Source organism: Desulfosediminicola sp., from assembly GCF_048381775.1.
GTDB classification, from domain to species: domain Bacteria; phylum Desulfobacterota; class Desulfobulbia; order Desulfobulbales; family Desulfocapsaceae; genus Desulfopila; species Desulfopila ganghwensis.
In genome coordinates this window covers 72,252-87,341 of sequence record NZ_JBLXGE010000002.1, presented here as the reverse complement: position 1 = coordinate 87,341, position 15,090 = coordinate 72,252, and the positions used below count along the sequence as shown (strand labels likewise).

The following is a 15,090-nucleotide window of genomic DNA, read 5'->3' as shown; positions in this document are numbered from 1 at the left end:
TCTATTCATCATGGGAGTGAGCATGGGAGTGGTGGCCTTGTTGTTGGAGAAATAAGGCGTGATATTCGTTACCCCGCAGATGCTTTTTGAGTAATGCCGTCATGTTGTCGATGAAGACATTGATTTCTTCGCTTGTCATTCTCTCTGCCAGGACATCTGCAAATTCGGGACGTCCAAGAAGCTGCAGGTAGCAGGAAAACGATGCTTCGTCAAGTTGCCTGTTGAGGCCGAAACAGATCTGATCAGGTGTTATTGATTTCATAATAAGGCAGGTAATCTGCTATTGATTAAGGTTATTGTCAAGTCGCCAGTATACTTTGCGGGTCCTCGGGCCGTCAAACTCACAGAAAAAAACGCGTTGCCAGGTACCTAGCTGAAGTTTACCGTTCTCTACAGCTATGGTAAGAGAACAACCCATTAGCGAGGCCATGACATGCGATGGAGAATTTCCCTCGCTATGCCGGTAATTAAATTTTAAGGGGACAATGTGCTGCAGAGCGGCAATGATATCTGTCTGGACATCGGGATCCGCACCTTCGTTGATCGTAAGGCCCGCGGTGGTATGCGGGTTAAACAGATAGCAGAACCCGTTTTGCATGCTATGCTCATGCAGGATGGCATCAACAGAGTCAGTAATGTCGACCATTTTCATGTATGTATTTGTCTTGAGTGAAAAAGTTCCTGATAACATGATAGCTCCGGATAGTTGCTGAATGTAGAGGCAGCAGGTAGTAAAATCGTTTTGTCTGGGACAGGAATCGATGCCAAAATCGAGCACCTCTGACTGACCACTGTCGCAGCAGTCTTGGAAAATACGAGAGTATTTCTGCAACTGCAACAATGACCTGCCGAAATGAATAATTTGTCGTTACTATAGGTTGTTTCGTAATTCCAGTCAATCCGCGCCCAAATGTCTCTGAAACGAAGGTTGCACATCTTGAAGCTGGGAATGATCCATGGGGAATCGAGGCTGAAATCACTATAAAACCTACGGTTTATCAATAAATTTGAAGTACATGTTTACTGCAACAATGCTTGACATCATTTGATTTGCGAATAGTATAGATAATGAAAATTTGGTAATGGATTATGATAGATAAGATTGTTCTCATTGGATATCGAGCCACTGGTAAGTCCACGATTGGCCGTGCGTTAGCCTCCAAACTCAGCTTTTCCTTTTTAGATACCGATTCGCTCATTCGCTCAAAGTGCAACTCATCAATTGAGGAAATTGTGGGAAGCCAGGGGTGGGACGCGTTCAGGAAATACGAGGCTGAAGCTCTCATCAAAGCGTTTGAGTCGTCCAACACCGTTGTCGCAACCGGTGGGGGGGCGATTATGCATCGTGACATATGGGCGCAATATGGCAGAAAGGCGCTCGTGGTATGGCTCACAGCAGACTTATCCGTATTGGCAGGCAGACTTGGCGGCAACGATACAGGTAATTCTGAGCGGCCAACTTTAACCGGTAAGGCGATAGACCAGGAAATTGCCGATATCCTGGAGGTACGAACTCCGATTTACAGGGAGCTTTCAGATTACGCAGTGGATACCGGCAGGATGAGTATTGCGGTTGCCGTGGATTCGATTACAGAGAAATTTCATTCGATCGCAGTGGGAGAATAGCTGAATATGGCAGGAAGCACTTTTGGTAAAATTTTCAGGGTAACCAGTTGGGGAGAGTCTCATGGCACGGCGATCGGCGCTGTGGTAGATGGTTGTCCCGCAGGTATATCTCTTGATCTCGACGCATTGCAGCAGACGATGGACCGCAGACGGCCTGGCCAGGGTGGTGCATCAAGCCCCCGGAAGGAGCCTGATCAGCTTGAGATACTTTCAGGAATCGTAAAACTGGAAGATGATCTTCCTCCAGTGACTACGGGGACACCTATATCGCTTGCCATCTTTAACAAGGATGCCCATTCTAAATCCTATGATCACCTCAAAGGGATCTACCGACCGGGGCATGGGGACATAACCTATGATGCTAAGTATGGTCTGCGGGATCATCGGGGCGGGGGCAGAGCTTCCGCTCGTGAGACGGCAGCCAGGGTAGCCGCAGGGGCTGTTGCGGAACAGGTGCTGAATCACTTCGATATTCAAGTGATTGGTTACACTGTGGCGCTTGGCGGGGTGCATATCGAAAGTTGTGATCTTTCAGTGATTGACGAAAATCTCTATTACTGTCCGGACCCTGTTGCCGCGGAAAAGATGGATATGCGCGTTCAAGAGGTCAGAAAGCAGGGAGATACTCTGGGAGGCATCGTGGAGATTCGCGCCACCTGCCCGCCGGGACTTGGTGAACCTGTTTTTGATAAACTTGAAGCAGAACTGGGCCACGGACTTCTCTCCATAGGAGCGGTGAAGGGGGTTGAGTTCGGTGCGGGTTTTGCGGTGGCTGACATGGTCGGCTCAGAGAGTAATGACCCGATTACCCCGGAAGGATTTGCCAGCAATAATGCTGGTGGCATGCTGGCGGGAATTTCCAGCGGGCAGGAATTGGTCATACGGGTAGCCGTAAAACCCATCCCCTCTATTGCCAAAGAGCAGCAAACAGTGGGTAGCGATGGTGAGGCTGTCAAAATCAAGATAGGTGGCCGTCACGATATCTCCGCTATTCCAAGAGTTATTCCGGTATGTGAGGCAATGGTTCGCATAACCTTGCTTGACCAACTGTTGAGACAAAACGCAACATGTTTTCCGGAAGGTGAGTAGGCAGCGATGGAGACACTGGTGAGCATCATCACTGATATTGGCGGAGGTTGATGGAAAAGATTCCGGCGTTAAACGGTGGCGGCATCATAAGCAACATCTGGATGATAAGTCGCGAGTACAATGATCTTGCAGGGGCCGGCGGGGTGAAGGATGTAGTGTTCCAGCTGTCGGAGAGTCTGATCAAAGAGGATAGCTGCCGGGTGAGCATTGTGTTGCCTGGATACGGGTTTATCAACCCTGAACAAGCCGGCTTCAAGCCAATTTACAGACGAGGCAAGCGGCAGGATAGGCTGCGGTTCGGCGTGGATATGAATTATGGCCTTGAAGAGCGTAGGGAATCCTGCATGGTCTGGTTCAAGAAAGAAAAAGCTGTAACCCTTTATCTCATCGAGGCCGACCGCTTTTCAGAAAAATTCGATGTCTATACCTATACGGATGAAGAGGCGGCCAGAGAGGCCTGGAAGAAAACCGGTACCGGGCATTATGATTATTTTGCCATGAATGTCCTTTTGCAGAAGGCGGCTCTTGAACTGATGGTCTGTCTGGATGAGAAACCTGATGTTATTCATTGTCATGACGGCCACACTGCGCTTATCCCCGCCCTTATCTATGAATGCCAGGGCTGGCGCTGTTTCTTTAAAGACACGGGCTGTCTGGTAACAATACACAACGCTGGCGTTGGTTATCACCAGGAAGTTGCGGATCTGCCCTTTGCTCATGGTATTACCGGATTGCCCTGGAGTGTGATCGGTGAGAACAGGCTGTCCGGCAAGTTTGATCCCCTGTTAGCCGCAGGGAGCTATGCTGTCTTAAATACGGTAAGCAGCAACTATGCCAAAGAACTCATGGAGAGTGAGGAAGACGCACGTACTGATTGGCTGGGGCATGCCCTTGCGGCCCGGGGGTACACCATTGAAGGTGTAACAAACGGTATTCAGCCCGAGTCATTTAACCCATTGAAGGCAAAAGAGCTTGGTCTGGCTGCCAGTTATGATCCTTCTTCAGAAGAAGATGAGCTGGCTGGCAAGAGACAGTGCAAGGAGCGTTTGCTGCAGACGTTGGCGGAAAAGAAATTGCCTGCAGGGCTGGAGCTGTTCGGGAAAATCGCCGTTAAGCCAGACGACCCGCTTTTTACCTTTATCGGCAGACTCAGTGAGCAGAAAGGGGTCGATCATTTCCTGGTCGCTATTGAGAATTTGTTCAGTGAGTACGAGGATTGTCAGGCCGTAATTCTTGGGAGCGGTAGTGAGTATCTCGATGCAGCCATTCGATCATTGAGCCTGAAGAAAGAGCTTGCAGGCCGGTTATGTTTTGTAAGAGGGTTCAGCCTGGAATTGGCTAATCATATTTATGCAGCAGGAGACTTTTTCGTCATACCATCCCGTTATGAACCGTGCGGCCTGACTGACTATATGGCTCAGTTATTCGGTGCCGTTCCTGTGGTGCACCATGTGGGCGGGCTGGTTAAGGTTGTGGATAACGAGACAGGCATCGCGTATCGCGGTGATTCAGCCGATGAGTTGTATGGGGCACTTGTCAGGGCGCAGGAACTTTACCTGCAGCCTGACAAGATGAGAAAAATGCAAAGGATGGCTGTCAGAAAGATCAGGGAAGAATATACCTGGGATGTTGTGAAGACAAAATATCTGGAGTTGTATCGGCAAGCAATGTTACGCCGCCAAAAGGCATCATAAATAGAATCTGAAAGCATGTGCATCAGACCTTTGTGCTGCAGGTACCTGATGAAATGAAGATGTGTTGAACATCTTGTAACTTTAGGAGAACGACGATGACAATAAAGATCGGTATAAACGGATTTGGTCGTATTGGCAGGAATATTTTCAGGGCAATGACTAAGGATCCTGAATTTTCGGATATTGAAGTAGTCGCTATCAATGATCTTACTGATAATGCCACTCTTGCCCACCTGCTCAAGTATGATTCGGTGATGGGCCAATTCGAACCTGAAGTCGAAAGCGATGATACTGGAGTAACTGTCGGTGGAAAGCGTGTCGCTGTTTCCAGCCATCGCAACCCTGCTGATATCCCCTGGGGTGATATGGGTGTTGATTATGTCGCTGAATGCACAGGTATTTTCAGGGACGCAGACTCCACTCAGGCGCATATTGATGCCGGTGCCAGTAAAGTAGTTATCTCCGCCCCTGCCAAAGGTAACGTGAAGACTTTTGTCATGGGTGTAAATGAGGATGAGTATGATGCCACCCTGCACCATATTGTTTCCAACGCTTCCTGTACTACCAACTGCCTGGCTCCGTTTGCCAAGGTAATTCTCGACAATTTCGGTATTGAGCGTGGTCTGATGACCACCGTGCATGCCTATACCGGCGACCAGCGGTTGCTGGATTTCCCCCATTCTGATTTACGCAGGGCACGTGCTGCAGCTCTGTCGATGATACCAACCAAAACCGGCGCAGCTGCCGCCGTATCTCTGGTTATTCCAGAGTTGAAAGGGAAATTCGATGGCCTCGCGGTGCGTGTTCCTACGCCGACTGTTTCTTTAGTCGATGCTGTTATGGAGGTAGGGCGTGAAACAACGGTGGACGAAGTGAATCAGGCTTTGAAGGACGCTGCTAATCGTTATCTCGGCTACACCGACCTGCCGCTGGTATCCATTGATTTTCAGGGTGATGGAAGATCTTCAATTGTGGATGGTCAGTCGACCAAAGTTATCGGGAAAACAGTGAAAGTAATGAGCTGGTACGATAATGAGTGGGGTTATTCGAACAGAATGCTCGATCTCATCAGACATATGGAGGCAAATAAAGCTCTGTAGCAGGCTGTAGAGAAAATGTGGCATAATGATAACGCCCCGTAAGGTTCACTTCCGGGGCGTTATTGCGTTTGCTCAAGAATGCGATTATAGCAAATAAGAGACAGCGGGCCAGGGGCTGTAATGTTTGCGCACCAGTGTCCCGCAGGGTAGCCAGATGCTTACAAGGTAACTTCTGGTTTCATCAAGGTTGCAAATCCAGTCGATGGAGTTGCGACAAACCAGAATCATCAGGATAGATCATGAGCAACTCGGATTTCTACGGGCCGCTGAATAAGGTTGACCCGATTGAATCGGATGCGTTGAGGGCGAACCTTCTGGAAACAGCAGGGCAGGTTGAAATCGAGCCGAAGTATATGCTTCTTCTGGAGGTGGTGGAGAGGTACAAGGGGCTTCACGCATCTTTAGAAAAACTGCTCTATGAAGTGTGTCATCCTTTTCGCAACTGGAAGATGATTTTGCCACAACTGCGGAGCTTTGTGCTGAAAAACAGCGGGCATTATCGTGCCCATCCCGAAGGGCCCGAGGCCTTTCGTCTGTTTAGCGGGCTGTTTTTCGAAGCACTGGAAGATTCGTTGAGATATCCGTTCCTGCTGAGCCAGGTGGTGGCTGCCAAGCTTGCCTGGATAGACAAGATGATCACTTTGTTCAGCACCAGCGATCTCGAGCGATTCGCAGATCCGCTCAACGAGATGTTCTATCGAATTGCAGAGCTGGACAGGGCCAATGATGAAATCATTATGAATATCGTCCACGGCCAGCATTCGGTGAAAAAACTGGCTATCCGTCTGGTCAAATTCAGTGAGGCCGAATCCCTGACGTTCGATTACTTCAACCTTGCCTCCATGGTACGTACAGTTCTCAGAAGAAACTATGACTACTGGCTCAGTGAAGGTGACCCGCAGCAATGGTTCTTTGAACATTGTTCGATATTGAAAGACGATACGGACTCGAAAGAACTTTTTGAAAAAATTTCCCACGGAGCAATGCGGAACAACATTGCCATACTGGAAGAGATAGCGATTGACGAAGACCCTCTGGGAGGGCTGAAAGAGATTCTGAAGTTACCCGGGCATGTCGATGTTGTGCGGTATTATCGTCAGATCCCGTCAGTTATTGCCAAGGCGGAGCAGCACCTCGATAGCGGGGAGGATGAAAAGAGAGTACATAATTTTATCGAAAACCAGAGGCTGCTGTTCTTATTCCGTATTATGGACACCAAAGGCTTATACTTGATCCACGAAGAGACATTGCGTGAGATCAATCGTGGCCTGGTCCTGTTGGTTCGTCAGCAATCTTTTGAGGAAATCGAGGATTTTCTGCTGACCACGTTCAAGTTACTCAAGGCTAATGTGGTCAAGTTTCCCCATACTTCCCTGCAATGCATTCAGGTGCTTGGCGGGGAGATCTTTGACAGGGGCAATAGCCGGATGGTTGAGGCGTTCCTGTGGGGAGTGGTTCGCTTTGGTTTCCAGCATGCGAATGTCGTTGGTGTGGATGAGAACTGGCAACCACTTGTCAACCCGGCGCATCTGAGCAATATCAGGGTCTGGCTGCATCTGATCATGCGCGAGCCGAAGTGGTGTGGAACGCTATTTTCGGCACTGATAATTCATCTGAAATTATCGGGAACCTGCATTAAAGATACTGATCTGTTCCAACGGGATATTACCCAGCTGCTCAACCATCCGATTGAGCCCATCTATAATTTGTCGAAACAGTTCACCAAGCTGATGCCGGTTTTTTATAATGAGATCGGCTCAGAAGGGGAGCTGCGTGATGTCTCGACTGAACTGGATGAGATTCACAAGCGTAAGGATTTGCTCATTCACTTTCTGCGAAAGCAGGGGCATGTGGAAAGTTCCAATCTGATTGTCGATTTTATCCGGGCAATTTTTAAATTCTGGCGTACCAAGGACAAAATGCTGTTGGTCCCGTATCTGCCGGAGGACGTGTATGCCCAGGTAGAGTCATCAGGGCCGTTTATCGATGATCAGCAGATTCTAAGCGATAGAGTTATTCTGCGCTTCAGCCTCAAGAGCGTAAATGATTTGCTCACTCTTGATCAGGGTGAATTGAAAGAATTTCTGGCGACCCAGACCGATCTTCAGGCCCATGAGACCAGACGGTTTGAGTTGCTGGTGAAAATGTTCAAGCTGCTGCACCAGAAGTACAAGCTTGGTTTTCAGGAGATTCGCTCTGAATTGCAGGCTGCGGTAAATGATGGCTTCACTGATATGGAGAAAGTACTGCAGGTTCTCGAGTCAGATGATACGGAACAGGCTTTGGAGGTTATACTCGACGCCCTGGAAGGGCTCAAGGCAATCATTCTCTCGGATGAGAAGTTTGAGTCGCGGGAGGATATTTACTATAAAAGACATATTGCGGTAGATATTCCGTCTGTTTACGGCAGATACAAGGAGAAGAAATTCGATGCTCTGAGTCTGAGCTTCAGATTGGAAAACCTTGCCAATATCTATCTGGAGAAATTGCCTGATACGGTGAACCTGAACCTCATAACCCAGGCAACATTCTGGAATATCATACGATGTCTGCGGCTCTTTATGAAAGCTCTGCGAATAGATGGTATCACCTCGAGGAGGCTGACGATCCACCTCAACCTCCTGGTGAACTCACTGAAAATCAGGCGCTTTTCATATACGCAATATCTTGATATTTTCCGGGGTCTTTCAGAAGGTGTGAAGGATATTATCTATGCCTACTACACCAATATCCACCAAAATAATCTGTCAATCATCATCCCCCAGATCGGTAAGGAGAATCTCCTCGCGAAATACAAGGGGCTATATGATGAAGAGGAGCAGGCGAATTCAATCCAGCGCCTGTCCGAAACATTTTTGCGTGAACTGATTGCCTCAACGTTCGGTCTGCAACATCTCGATAATTTTATTTTGCGAATTATCCAGACCCTGGAGAGTCAGAAGGATGTTTTAAATAAGGAACATCTCGATTTGCTCATGACGTACAATCAGGAGAGAGCGATATCCCTTTTGCATCAGCAAAATCCTTTTACGGATAACCTGATTTTGTTAGGCAATAAAGGCTTCAATCTCACCACTTTGATGGCAGAAAATATCAAAGTTCCGCCTGCTTTCGTGATAACCACAGAGATTTTCCGCTGCCGGGAGGTGGTGTTTGGCTATTCACAGGCCAGGGATGAGTTTATGCAGCGAATACGTGAATCGCTGACTGAGCTTGAAAATGTCACAGGTAAGAAATACGGTTCTGTGGATACACCACTGCTTCTTTCCGTACGAAGTGGTGGTGCTATCTCAATGCCAGGTATGATGGCTACGGTCCACAATGTCGGCTATAACGAGGACCTGATTGAAGAATATGTCCTACGGCATGGGAATGAATATGTCGCCTGGGACAATTACCGCCGTTTTCTGCAAAGCTGGGCAATGATTTCAGGAGTTGAGCGCGAGGATTTTCAGGGTCTTATGAACGAGGCCAAAGCAAAGCATGGGGTGGCTCTGAAGAGGCAGTTCTCTTCCACGCAGATGAAGGAGTTGGCTCTGGCCTACCAGAAACTTGTTCGCCAGAGAGGGCTCGGTATTCCTGATGATCCATGGTTGCAGCTTGTTAACGCTATTGAGTTGGTTCAGGATTCATGGAACTCTCAAAAAGCAGTAGAATATCGGAGTATTATGGATGTAAGTGATTCCTGGGGTACTGCTGTTATTGTGCAGGCGATGGTGCTGGGTAACCTCAGTGACACATCCGGTGCGGGTGTAGTTTTTACAGCTCATCCTTACCGGAAGGTTCAGCGTGTCGCTCTCTGGGGGGATTATGCCTACGGCGATCAGGGAGAGGATATCGTGTCAGGCCTGGTGACGAGTTGTGCTGTTTCCGTGGAGCAGGCCGAGCTGGATGGCCGAAATATAGATGAAACGTTAGAGAGACGCTTTCCCCAGATATATTCCAGACTGCTCGAAATTTCAAGGGAACTGGTCTACGAGAAGCGGTGGAATCCGCAGGAAATAGAATTTACTTTCGAAGGTCCCAAGCCAGAAAATCTCTATCTTCTGCAAACCCGTGACATGATCACTATCAAGAAAAAGGAGCACTTCAGGGTGTTCGACGAGCCGGATGCTGTCGAGCAGGCCTATCTTGGGCAGGGAGTTGGTGTGTCAGGTTCAGCACTTTCTGGTCGGGCAGTTTTCACCGAGGAAAATATTCTTGAGATGCGGGCAAAAGATCCGAATGCGCCACTGGTGCTCATACGTGCCGATACTGTTCCTGAGGATATAAAAGTTATCAGCATGGCTGACGCGCTCCTGACATCCAGGGGAGGCCAGACGTCCCACGCATCCGTCGTTGCTGTGCGGCTGGAGAAAACCTGTGTCGTTGGTGTGCGCCAGCTCAAAGTATATGAAACAGCGCAATATTGCGAAATAGGCGAACATCGAATCAGCTTTGGGGATGCTGTTTCCATAGATGGCCGAAATGGTGTTGTTTTGATGGGTATGCATAAGATCAGGGAAGAACACCATATCTTGCCAATCTAGCAATATGACATGGACTTTTCGGTCGGATGCTGTGGCCTTTGTGAACTCCGTCGCTGGCTCGTGGTGTTGAGCTACAATTTTTCATCGTCAGCGATGGAGTAATAAATATGGATCATCTTTGTGGGATTTGCCGATTGTTGTGGACATTTTAGGTGATATTTTTATATAATTGAACGATGTTTAAAACTTGTTAGGATCGGCAGCGCGAACCTCCGATATGTGCTTTAAGTTTTCCTTGTTATTGTCATTTATTTTTTCGTCAAAAAAGAGTGTGTAAATATTCATATTCCAATCCGGATGAGGTGAAGGTTTATGGCACCAAAGGCTTATCTCAAAGGACCGAAATTATTCTCTCTTGCTCGTAAAAAAGCGTTACGGATGGATATTCCCCAACATAAGGGGATAAAGCTTTCCGAGTTGATTTGCAGGATACAGGAGAGAGAGGGGAATCTGCCGTGCTATCAGCGTCGTGAGGTATGTACTCAGCTTAACTGTTGCTGGCAGGCATCATGCAACACCAAGATGATAAATAAAGGGAAGACTGGAAAGGCGTAGGGGAGTTTGCGCCTGACAGACCGGAATAGTACTTGAGGGCTATCTGATTTCCCTTACTCCGAGCTTGCGCAGAATGAGTTCCATGGGGCAGAACTTGGTGATTCCGTATTGGAAAAGGTTGAGGCCCACAAAAGCGGCTAGCAGCAGCCAGTATTGACTCAGGAATGCCGGGCTGGCCTCAACGCCAAGAGCAAGGCTGACGAGAATCAATGAACCGGCTATAGAGTGTATCCAATCTGTTATGATCATGACGCACCTCTCTTGTCTTCAGGGAACAATCATCCCAATTTAATCATCAAAAGTCGGGCAGAACAACTTGCGCATGGTATGAATGAGTTCGATTATGCGCTGATCTGTTATCCGGTTATAGATAAAATTAGCGTCCTTTCTATAATCGATGATTCCCTGGCCGCGCAAAATGTTAAGGTGTTGAGAAACATTTGCGTTGGTTGTCTCTACCTGATCGCGAATATCCCCAACCGAAAGTTCTTTATCCTGAAGAAGGCAGAGGATTTTAAGTCTGATCGGATGAGACATCGATTTGAGGATTTTTGACATTGCGTCAATCTGTTGGTCTTCCATTTTGTACCTTATTGTTTTTTAGCTTTTAATTTAATAGTAATATTTTCTTTGTAAAGCTTTTTTTGGTTCCTTTATTTACCAGGAATTGTCGAGACTGGGCATAAAAAAAATACCATACCATCTTTGCAGCGCTGAGAAAATTGTTCTGATCTGAACATGTTGGCGCCTGATCAAATATAATTTCCCTATAAAACCCATAGGAAGCATATTTAATGAAGTGGCTGGCGAAAGCCGTTGGCTGTTGTAGAAAAGAAGCTGATGGCAGGTGATTGGCATATGAGTGGGTGTTTATCGTGTTCCGGGTCAGTTGCGGTCACCTGGTGATGAGGTTGAAGGAGTTGAGGTAAAAAAATGGATTGGGCTAAGGATATCAGGATTTTCAATAAAGGGTGTACTGTGATGGATCTCATTTTTTGCTGGAAAAAGAGGATACTCTTGAATCTCGGCTGAGAAAAGAGTTTATTAGGTCGTTAATGAATGAGATGTCCGGCTTGGGTATTCATCTGCACCCAGGCTCCATGTTGAACACTATATGACCGATGAGAGGCGGAGGAGCTGGTATGGCAAATACGAAGCTATTGACACCTGAGTCATGTTACCTGCATGTTATTGATGTCCAAGAGAGCCTCATGAAACATGTGCATGGCGCGGATAAGGTTGCGGATATTACCGGTATGATGGTCCACAGTGCTAGAATATTCGGTATGCCTATCATGGGTAATACTCAGTATAAAAAAGGTCTCGGGCCATATGTTTCTGACCTTGAGCCTTTGTTTGAGGACATACCCCGGCACGACAAAGTGGAGTTTAATGCGCTGGCGAATGCTGAGACAATGGCCAGGGTTAATTCCTTGCCGTCGGCAATAGACACCATGATTCTCGTAGGAGTCGAGACTCATATCTGTGTTTACCAGACAGCCATGGCGGCTCTGGACCTGGGTCTTAAAGTCTGGATTGTATCAGACGGTGTATCGAGTCGGAGACGAGAGCATCACCAGATGGCTCTGGAACGACTGGCAGGAGTCGGCGCCGATATCGGTCCTGCCGAGATGTTGATATACGAGTTGCTCCACAAGGCAGGGACTCCGAGGTTCAAGGAAATTCTCCCGTTGATCCTCAAACAGGGATAAAAAGATAAATTTAGGATTTTTAGATCGGTTGTGCCAATCTGCTGAAATTCTGGCAGTGCGGATGACCTTCTCACTATTCATACGAGCATAGACGAAAGACATGAAAGGCGACGAAATACGTAGAAAATTTCTGGAATATTTTGAACAAAATGGGCACAAAAAGGTAGAAAGTTCTTCCCTTGTGCCAAAGGACGATCCGACACTGCTCTTCGTCAATGCTGGCATGGTTCAGTTCAAGACCGTGTTTATGGGTGAGGATAAGAGAGACTACACCAAAGCAGTGACCTCTCAGAAATGTGTCCGTGCGGGTGGAAAACACAATGACCTGGAAAACGTTGGCTATACTGCACGCCATCACACGTTTTTTGAGATGCTCGGTAATTTCTCGTTTGGTGACTATTTCAAGGAAGAGGCTATCAGTTTTGCCTGGACCTTTTTAACCAAAGAACTGGGACTTGATCCGAAAGATCTCTGGGTCTCGATTTTTGATGACGATGATGAGGCCTATGAACTCTGGGATAAGGTCGAAGATCTGCCCAAGGGCCGCATCGTCCGTATGGGTGAAAAGGATAACTTCTGGGCTATGGGGGACACAGGTCCCTGCGGACCATGCTCGGAAATCCATATCGATCAAGGGGAAGCTGCTGGTTGCGGCAGCCCTGATTGCAAACTGGGTTGTGACTGTGATCGTTTTCTCGAGTTGTGGAATCTGGTTTTCATGCAGTTCAACCGCACAGAAGATGGCACCATGACACCGCTGCCAAAGCCGAGTATTGATACCGGCATGGGGCTTGAGCGTGTTGCTGCGGTGCTGCAGGGCAAATTGAATAATTACGACTCTGATCTTTTCTCTCCGATCATCGAGCGTCTTGAGAAACTCTCCGGCAAAGAATACGGCAAGAGTGATGCGGTAAATGTAGCCATGCGGGTCATTGCAGACCATGCCAGGGCGACATCCTTTCTGGTTTCGGATGGTGTGCTGCCATCCAACGAGGGAAGGGGGTATGTCCTGCGACGTATCATGCGCCGCGCGGTTCGGTATGGAAAAAATCTGGGACTCGACAAACCGTTCATGGAGGAGGTCACGGATGCAGTTGTGGCCTCTATGTCCCATGCCTACCCGCAGCTCAACGATGCAGCGACTCTATTGGCCAAGGTTGTCAATAATGAGGAGGAGCGTTTCCGCGAAACTTTGGAAAATGGTCTGCAGCTGCTTGATGAAAAAATTGCCGGGCTGGCAGATGAAGACAAGAAAGTAATCGATGGCAAATTCATCTTCAAGCTCTACGACACCTTCGGTTTTCCATTCGATATCGTGCGTGATATTGCCCTGGAGAGAAATGTTGGTTTCGATGAACCCGGTTTTCTGACGGCGATGGAAGAGCAGCGCTCAAAGTCCCGTGCTTCGAGAAAAGGTGAAGGTGTCCGCTTGAAGGATGAGGGTGTGAAGGCCCTGGCCGATCAAGGGTTGACCTCAAAATTTGTCGGCTATGACGGGCTTGCTGCTGCGACGACAATCGCCGGTCTGGTCGATGCTGACGGGCAGTCTGTCCAGGTGCTGGCTGCCGGCGCCTCAGGGCGTTTACTGGTTCCGGAAACGCCATTTTATGCAGAGGCTGGTGGCCAGCTGGGAGATACCGGTGAGGTGTCCTCAAAAGCTGGCAAGGCGAAGGTCCTGAACACCATTAAAGAGGGCGATAACCTCATTTTAAGTGAGATTGAGGTAAGCGAGGGGCAACTCGCAGTCGGGGATGAGGTGAACCTGCAGGTCTCCACTGACGCTCGCCAGGCAACTGCTGCGAACCACTCTGCCACACACCTGCTGCAGGCAGCTCTCATTTCTGTTCTCGGGGATCATGTCAAGCAGTCTGGTTCTCTGGTGGGGCCTGACAGACTACGGTTTGACTTTACCCACTTTTCACCGCTGTCTGATGAAGAAATCGCTCGTGTTGAAAATCTCGTTAATGAACAAATTCGAGCCAATATTGACATCGCCACTTCCCTGCTCGACCGTGAGCAGGCAATTGAAGAAGGCGCGACAGCCCTTTTCGGTGAAAAATATGATGAAAAGGTGCGGGTTGTTTCAATGGGTGAGTTCAGCAAAGAGCTCTGTGGCGGTACCCACGTTCACGCTTCTGGTGATATCGGGCTCTTTAAAATCCTCTCTGAGGGGGGTATTGCCGCTGGCGTGCGTCGTATTGAGGCGATCGCCGGAAGCTCGGCCTTTGTCCACGTGCAGCAGGTATTTGCCCGTCAAAGCAGGATTTCTGAGTTGCTTAACTCCAAGGACGATGAGGTTATCGTAAAAATCGAGGCACTGCTGGCCGGGCAGAAGGCTCTGGAAAAGCAGGTTGGCGAACTTTCCGCCAAGCTTGCAACCTCCGATCTTGATTCCGTGTTGAGTGGAGGCGTCGAGGTGGACGGTATCAAGGTCATCGCTGCTGAAATCCCGCTTGATAGCCCGAAAACATTACGTGAGGTTGGTGATAAGGTGCGAGACAATCTTGACTCAGGTGTGGCCGTTCTTGGTGGAGTTATTAAGGGTAAAGCGGCCCTTTTAGCCATCGTCACCAAGGATCTCACTAAGCGAATAAAGGCGGGAGATGTGGTCAGCCAGGTTGCGCAGATTGTCGGCGGTAAAGGCGGCGGCAGGCCAGATATGGCCCAGGCCGGAGGGCCAATGACGGATAAGCTGTCGGAGTCGATTAAGCAGGTGCCGGTTATAGTCGGTAGTTTGTTGAAAGGGGAGTAAGTAGAGAGAAATCCGGTTTCCTGGCGGGAACCG

General features: G+C 48.4%; 12 protein-coding genes. 8 read left to right on the top strand and 4 right to left on the bottom strand.

The annotated features are described in order from the left end of the window. Position 1: 1 nt before the first annotated feature. Both ACN5NT_RS03285 and ACN5NT_RS03280 read right to left on the bottom strand, forming a co-directional pair. Complete coding sequence (locus ACN5NT_RS03285; protein ID WP_136795166.1) at positions 2 to 262, bottom strand: hypothetical protein; 261 nt, start codon at positions 260 to 262, stop codon at positions 2 to 4. An 18-nt stretch (positions 263 to 280) separates the two neighbouring features. Continuing rightward, positions 281 to 691, bottom strand: coding sequence for a secondary thiamine-phosphate synthase enzyme YjbQ (locus ACN5NT_RS03280; protein WP_136795165.1), 411 nt, complete (start codon positions 689 to 691; stop codon positions 281 to 283). 398 nt (positions 692 to 1,089) lie between these two features. Between ACN5NT_RS03280 and ACN5NT_RS03275 the strand changes: the two genes are divergently transcribed. The 6 genes from ACN5NT_RS03275 (at position 1,090) to ACN5NT_RS03250 (ending at position 10,593) form a co-directional block, all read left to right on the top strand. Beyond that, positions 1,090 to 1,626 (top strand): shikimate kinase, encoded by a 537-nt coding sequence (locus ACN5NT_RS03275; RefSeq protein WP_419174495.1) that lies wholly within the window; start codon positions 1,090 to 1,092, stop codon positions 1,624 to 1,626. Between the two features lie 6 nt (positions 1,627 to 1,632). Continuing rightward, positions 1,633 to 2,715 (top strand): chorismate synthase, encoded by a 1,083-nt coding sequence (gene aroC / locus ACN5NT_RS03270; protein ID WP_136795163.1) that lies wholly within the window; start codon positions 1,633 to 1,635, stop codon positions 2,713 to 2,715. A gap of 50 nt (positions 2,716 to 2,765) precedes the next feature. Beyond that, on the top strand, positions 2,766 to 4,409 hold the full coding sequence (locus ACN5NT_RS03265; protein WP_419174494.1) for a glycogen synthase: 1,644 nt from the start codon (positions 2,766 to 2,768) through the stop codon (positions 4,407 to 4,409). Between the two features lie 95 nt (positions 4,410 to 4,504). Then, the gene (gene gap, locus ACN5NT_RS03260; RefSeq protein ID WP_136795162.1) at positions 4,505 to 5,509 is read left to right on the top strand and encodes a type I glyceraldehyde-3-phosphate dehydrogenase; all 1,005 of its coding nucleotides are present in this window, start codon (positions 4,505 to 4,507) and stop codon (positions 5,507 to 5,509) included. Positions 5,510 to 5,748: 239 nt separating this feature from the next. Then, positions 5,749 to 10,038, top strand: a complete 4,290-nt coding sequence (locus ACN5NT_RS03255; RefSeq protein ID WP_419174493.1) for a PEP/pyruvate-binding domain-containing protein — start codon at positions 5,749 to 5,751, stop codon at positions 10,036 to 10,038. Positions 10,039 to 10,350: 312 nt separating this feature from the next. After that, positions 10,351 to 10,593 (top strand): hypothetical protein, encoded by a 243-nt coding sequence (locus tag ACN5NT_RS03250; RefSeq protein WP_136795160.1) that lies wholly within the window; start codon positions 10,351 to 10,353, stop codon positions 10,591 to 10,593. A gap of 39 nt (positions 10,594 to 10,632) precedes the next feature. Here the strand turns inward: ACN5NT_RS03250 and ACN5NT_RS03245 are convergent, their stop codons facing one another. Beyond that, positions 10,633 to 10,842: a YgaP family membrane protein gene (locus ACN5NT_RS03245; protein ID WP_136795159.1), complete on the bottom strand. Its 210-nt coding sequence runs from the start codon at positions 10,840 to 10,842 to the stop codon at positions 10,633 to 10,635. 39 nt (positions 10,843 to 10,881) lie between these two features. After that, the gene (locus ACN5NT_RS03240) at positions 10,882 to 11,175 is read right to left on the bottom strand and encodes an ArsR/SmtB family transcription factor (protein WP_136795158.1); all 294 of its coding nucleotides are present in this window, start codon (positions 11,173 to 11,175) and stop codon (positions 10,882 to 10,884) included. Positions 11,176 to 11,714: 539 nt separating this feature from the next. On the opposite strand from ACN5NT_RS03240, the gene ACN5NT_RS03235 reads away from it, so the two are divergent. Continuing rightward, entirely contained in the window at positions 11,715 to 12,305 is a 591-nt protein-coding gene (locus ACN5NT_RS03235) for an isochorismatase family protein (RefSeq protein WP_419174492.1), read from the top strand. Between the two features lie 100 nt (positions 12,306 to 12,405). Beyond that, positions 12,406 to 15,057, top strand: coding sequence for an alanine--tRNA ligase (alaS, locus tag ACN5NT_RS03230; RefSeq protein WP_136795156.1), 2,652 nt, complete (start codon positions 12,406 to 12,408; stop codon positions 15,055 to 15,057). Positions 15,058 to 15,090 lie beyond the last annotated feature (33 nt).

Bases quoted from the DNA above. Each gene is read 5' to 3' on its own strand.
- ACN5NT_RS03280 (WP_136795165.1), bottom strand. From the start codon at position 691: ATGTTATCAGGAACTTTTTCACTCAAGACAAATACATACATGAAAATG.
- ACN5NT_RS03265 (WP_419174494.1), top strand. From the start codon at position 2,766: ATGGAAAAGATTCCGGCGTTAAACGGTGGCGGCATCATAAGCAACATC.
- ACN5NT_RS03250 (WP_136795160.1), top strand. From the start codon at position 10,351: ATGGCACCAAAGGCTTATCTCAAAGGACCGAAATTATTCTCTCTTGCT.
- ACN5NT_RS03240 (WP_136795158.1), bottom strand. From the start codon at position 11,175: ATGGAAGACCAACAGATTGACGCAATGTCAAAAATCCTCAAATCGATG.
- gap (WP_136795162.1), top strand. From the start codon at position 4,505: ATGACAATAAAGATCGGTATAAACGGATTTGGTCGTATTGGCAGGAAT.
- alaS (WP_136795156.1), top strand. From the start codon at position 12,406: ATGAAAGGCGACGAAATACGTAGAAAATTTCTGGAATATTTTGAACAA.
- aroC (WP_136795163.1), top strand. From the start codon at position 1,633: ATGGCAGGAAGCACTTTTGGTAAAATTTTCAGGGTAACCAGTTGGGGA.
- ACN5NT_RS03275 (WP_419174495.1), top strand. From the start codon at position 1,090: ATGATAGATAAGATTGTTCTCATTGGATATCGAGCCACTGGTAAGTCC.
- ACN5NT_RS03285 (WP_136795166.1), bottom strand. From the start codon at position 262: ATGAAATCAATAACACCTGATCAGATCTGTTTCGGCCTCAACAGGCAA.
- ACN5NT_RS03245 (WP_136795159.1), bottom strand. From the start codon at position 10,842: ATGATCATAACAGATTGGATACACTCTATAGCCGGTTCATTGATTCTC.
- ACN5NT_RS03255 (WP_419174493.1), top strand. From the start codon at position 5,749: ATGAGCAACTCGGATTTCTACGGGCCGCTGAATAAGGTTGACCCGATT.
- ACN5NT_RS03235 (WP_419174492.1), top strand. From the start codon at position 11,715: ATGAGAGGCGGAGGAGCTGGTATGGCAAATACGAAGCTATTGACACCT.